Origin of the sequence: Acetobacter lambici (assembly GCF_011516885.1) — a bacterium.
GTDB lineage: Bacteria > Pseudomonadota > Alphaproteobacteria > Acetobacterales > Acetobacteraceae > Acetobacter > Acetobacter lambici.
Map to the genome: position 1 here is coordinate 1 of NZ_WOTD01000096.1, position 3,606 is coordinate 3,606.

Annotated in this window: 5 protein-coding genes and 1 pseudogene; 3 read left to right on the forward strand and 3 right to left on the reverse strand. The window is 46.4% G+C overall.

The window, feature by feature from the left end; genetic code table 11:
• Nucleotides 1-94, forward strand: a pseudogene (locus GOB86_RS14950) (IS5/IS1182 family transposase); the annotation flags it as partial.
• On the opposite strand, the gene GOB86_RS14955 reads toward GOB86_RS14950, so the two are convergent.
• Genes GOB86_RS14955 through GOB86_RS14965 form a run of 3 tightly spaced genes read right to left on the reverse strand, consistent with a single transcriptional unit; the run spans nucleotide 85 to nucleotide 2,478 of the window.
• Nucleotides 85-576, reverse strand: a complete 492-nt coding sequence (locus GOB86_RS14955) for a hypothetical protein (RefSeq protein WP_165993442.1) — start codon at nucleotides 574-576, stop codon at nucleotides 85-87. The pseudogene GOB86_RS14950 and the gene GOB86_RS14955 sit on opposite strands and share 10 nt — an antisense overlap.
• 17 nt (nucleotides 577-593) lie before the next feature.
• Nucleotides 594-1,229: an HK97 family phage prohead protease gene (locus GOB86_RS14960; protein WP_165993444.1), complete on the reverse strand. Its 636-nt coding sequence runs from the start codon at nucleotides 1,227-1,229 to the stop codon at nucleotides 594-596.
• Nucleotides 1,204-2,478, reverse strand: a complete 1,275-nt coding sequence (locus GOB86_RS14965) for a phage portal protein (protein ID WP_165993446.1) — start codon at nucleotides 2,476-2,478, stop codon at nucleotides 1,204-1,206. Before GOB86_RS14965 ends, GOB86_RS14960 begins: the two co-directional genes overlap by 26 nt.
• Before the next feature lie 515 nt (nucleotides 2,479-2,993).
• Between GOB86_RS14965 and GOB86_RS14970 the strand changes: the two genes are divergently transcribed.
• On the forward strand, nucleotides 2,994-3,374 hold the full coding sequence (locus GOB86_RS14970) for a P27 family phage terminase small subunit (RefSeq protein WP_165993448.1): 381 nt from the start codon (nucleotides 2,994-2,996) through the stop codon (nucleotides 3,372-3,374).
• Nucleotides 3,361-3,501 carry a glycoside hydrolase family protein gene (locus GOB86_RS16660; protein ID WP_408737377.1) on the forward strand — a complete coding sequence of 47 codons (141 nt, stop codon included), beginning with the start codon at nucleotides 3,361-3,363 and terminating at the stop codon, nucleotides 3,499-3,501. The genes GOB86_RS14970 and GOB86_RS16660 overlap by 14 nt, the downstream gene beginning before the upstream one ends.
• Nucleotides 3,502-3,606: the final 105 nt, after the last annotated feature.

The following is a 3,606-nucleotide window of genomic DNA, read 5'->3' on the forward strand; positions in this document are numbered from 1 at the left end:
TGTGAAGGACTACGAACAGCGGATCGACGTCGCAGAGGCCATGATCCACATCGCCATGGGAAGCCTCATGCTACGCCGAAACGCTCATCCGTGAATTTCCAAAAGGGCTCTAAGAGCGGACTTGATCAAGCCATTAGCGTAGTTCTTGGAAGTCGAAGTAGCTAAGATATTACGTGCGCCAGTTTCTCCGTGCATTTTCACGATGTCACGAGCAATCATCTTCTGAACATATAAGCCTTTTTCAGTTCCGGCTGGCACATATCCCTTTGTGATGTGGAATGATTTCATTGTTTCTTCCTTGTCGTCATCGTCCTTTTCAAGTTCCTCAGAGGCTTCGTCTTTCTCGTCCTCTTTGTCGGTATCTTCTTCGGCTTCTTTGACGGCCTTAGTTGCCTTGAGAGCTTTTACTTTTTCTAGACGTGCCATTCTTGCTTCTATTGATTTGACCTGGGCCATATCAGCATCGAATGACGCGGTGGCTTCGTCCTCAGATAGTTCTGAATTCGCTAAAGTCTTTTCCATGGAAGCAATGAGAGCTAGGCGTTTAACCTCTAGATCATTTATTTCTTTATCCATATTTGTTTCCTTAAATATCAGTTTCTAGAACCAGATAATTTGTGCAGTTCAAGACGCATCTTGAGTTTTTTGCGTTCTGCTGTTTTATTTATGTTCGATAAAATATCTTGAGCGATTATCTGCTCATCCATAAGGAGTGCTTCCTCATCATCAACGACCAATGCCTCTGGATTAGCTGGCACGTTCACAATGCTGAACTCGAAGAGCTCTGATTTAGTGATCGTGTAGCCCCCCAGCTCATTGAGTTCGAGTTCTAGAGGAATGAAGCCAATCGAAACTGCACTGAGAAAACCACCTTTGACCAACTGGTAAACCTGTTCGGCCATTGGATTAGCTTCAGCAGTCGCAAACTCAACGGTTGCCTGCCAGCCATTCTCTATGGGTTGGATTCCAATGCACTTCGCGATTGGTAAGATGCTCTGGTCATGGCCCCAAAGAACCACACGGTTGTTCTGGTAGTGGGCGACTGATAGCCCCTGTGGAACCACAATGTCTTGGTCACGGTCTGGCGTCCCAGTGGTGATGATGAATGTAGCAGTACGGTCGTCATTGGCAGTGATAGAACTCATCACGTCTTTGACGACGATGGTGTCCTGTCTCTGGTCTTTGCTTAGGTTGGCGTACTCCTTAACTGTTAGGGTCTTGATTGTCATTGGTGTTGTCTCCGGTTAGTGGCTCTCCCATTGGGTCGCCCATTACTCCTGTGTTTTGTGGAACTCTGAATTCTTGACCCTTCTCGTCTGGTATCGGACTAAACCCTTCGCGCTCACGCACTTCGTCGGGGTTCATCCAGCCATATGTTAGGGCTTTCGCATAATAATCGCCGCGAACTTGTTCACTCGGTTCTGCCTGCTTGGTGAAGTCGAATGATATTCTGTAGAGGCTACGTTCAGTGGGCTTGAACAACACCCGGTTCATATGCTGCTCAAAAGGCTTAGTGTATTGAACCAAGGTGTTGCTGATATAGGACTGCTCTTGTTCAGCTACGTTTGCGGCTTTCTCGCTGTCGTTCAGCCCCAATTTATATGGCGGCACTCGAAAAATACGTCCGATATCACTGGTGACTTGGCGTCTTGCTTCAACCAACTGCAAGTCGGATACATTCTTGTTAATCGCGACATAATCCATACCCGGCAGGACAGCCGTTTTGCCTGAGTTCACAATGCCAGCGATTGCCGTTTTTAGCTTGTCGGCCATTGCCATTGCGTTCTCTGCGCCCATTGTTGGGTCGGGCTTAAAATAGCCCGAGACATTGGCCCCATTGGTATAGGCACGAGCTGCGGTTTCCTGTGTTGCAATCGCAAGGCCGAACGCTTCTCGCGCGAGATCAATCGCAGAGTAACCATTCTTTCCATTATCGAGTGACAAGCCGCGCATTCTGATCATGTCGCGGTGATATATGGTTCTGGTATCACCTGTTTCCGTCTTGATGCTTGTTCGCTCATTGAACAGCATTTTAGATGTCACGTAGTAGTAGAGTTCTCCGTCCTGGGGGTCTTCGTAAACTCGCGTTGTGTAGGGATTTACAGGTATGATCTTCTCTGGAATGCCCCTGTTGTCCCTAATGACAACCGCAAAGGCATCACCATTCAGCATACAACTGAGCACCATTTCCTCAATGAACTCGAACGCAACATGCCGTTCATTGGGGTAATTCAATAGCTGATTGAATGGGTGGTCATAATCCACCTTCCAACCACCAGCGGGGTTCTTCTTTTCAATCTGGAGAGGTATCTTCGCTATATCACTGGTTATCGTTCTGACACAGGTATATACGGCTTCATGCTCAAGAGCCGTTCTAGGGTTTACTGTTACGCCAGATGCCGTAGTTGTTGGGGCGATAAATGGGAAGTTTACAATAGGCGTTTCTTGAATAACTCCGGGTGACTTTGTAACACCCATACTTAATGATTTCCTTAAAAAATTCATTCATCCATCCTTAAAAGTGTATAGTTGATTCCGAGTAGTGATGTTCCTACCGCGACAGACACTTCCCAAGACAAACCCACGCTATTAAGCACCAATGGGACTGACACTGGCATGACCAATATCAGCCCACCGATTACGGGTATTTTATACTTGTTAATGGTATCCTTGAGCTTCTGAATCATTGGTGTCTCCTTTAGTTAGAGTTTCAGATAAGTGACGATAGAACCGAGGCTAACGGTGCTATGTCGGCAACCAAGTGCGCCTTCGGATCGAGCAAGTCGATAATCGGAAACACCACTAAAATTACAAACAGGATCGTCACCCCGACGAGTGTTGCAATAGATTTTGCTCTATCAATAAAGTTGTCCATTCATACCTCACAAATCATCTCCAATGCGCGGCAGAATGAGTGTTCAGGGAACCTCCATACTGTGACCGTGTCCGTATTTATTGGAGACTAAATACTGAGAACCAATAGGAGTTCTCAGATGGAAAAAACCAATTACATTAAAAAATATAAGAGGCTTTCCGATTTATGGGATGAAATTTTACCCTTAATTGGAATGACCTATGAACTAAAGCCACAAGACTGCTTCGCTGTTGAGCAGTTCATAGTTCTTCTCGATCGTTTTCGTCAGTCCAATGATGAGATTATGAGCCGTGGCATCGTGCTTGAAAGCACCGATGACAAGTCCCGCTTAGACCTTCGAGCCAATCCAGCAACCAAAACAAACGCTGATACCGGGCGACAACTAATCGCCTATTTCAATCGCTTTGGCTTGTCGGAATGGGATCGCAAGAGAGCGCAGAAGCAGTTCGGCACACCTGAAGATGATGTCGATCTTGGTAACTTCGATGACCTCAAGTGATCTCGATCAGGCTGTGTCGCTGATCTGTTCATTCGAGGGATTTAGAAGCCGACCATATGCTGATGTTACGGGCACACCGACAGTTGGATATGGCTCGACATACTGGCATGGGCAGAGAGTTAGGTAATCCCCCCATAAAAAGAGTGGCTTTTGAATGAGAATTTTCTCAGCGTAAGGATGAGGAGATTCTGATGAAGAGTGATCGCTTTACTGACGCACAGATCATGGGTGT

Excerpts from the sequence above, each read along its gene's own strand:
- GOB86_RS16660 (WP_408737377.1), top strand. The coding sequence starts at position 3,361 with ATGACCTCAAGTGATCTCGATCAGGCTGTGTCGCTGATCTGTTCATTC.
- GOB86_RS14970 (WP_165993448.1), top strand. The coding sequence starts at position 2,994 with ATGGAAAAAACCAATTACATTAAAAAATATAAGAGGCTTTCCGATTTA.
- GOB86_RS14960 (WP_165993444.1), bottom strand. The coding sequence starts at position 1,229 with ATGACAATCAAGACCCTAACAGTTAAGGAGTACGCCAACCTAAGCAAA.
- GOB86_RS14955 (WP_165993442.1), bottom strand. The coding sequence starts at position 576 with ATGGATAAAGAAATAAATGATCTAGAGGTTAAACGCCTAGCTCTCATT.
- GOB86_RS14965 (WP_165993446.1), bottom strand. The coding sequence starts at position 2,478 with ATGGGTGTTACAAAGTCACCCGGAGTTATTCAAGAAACGCCTATTGTA.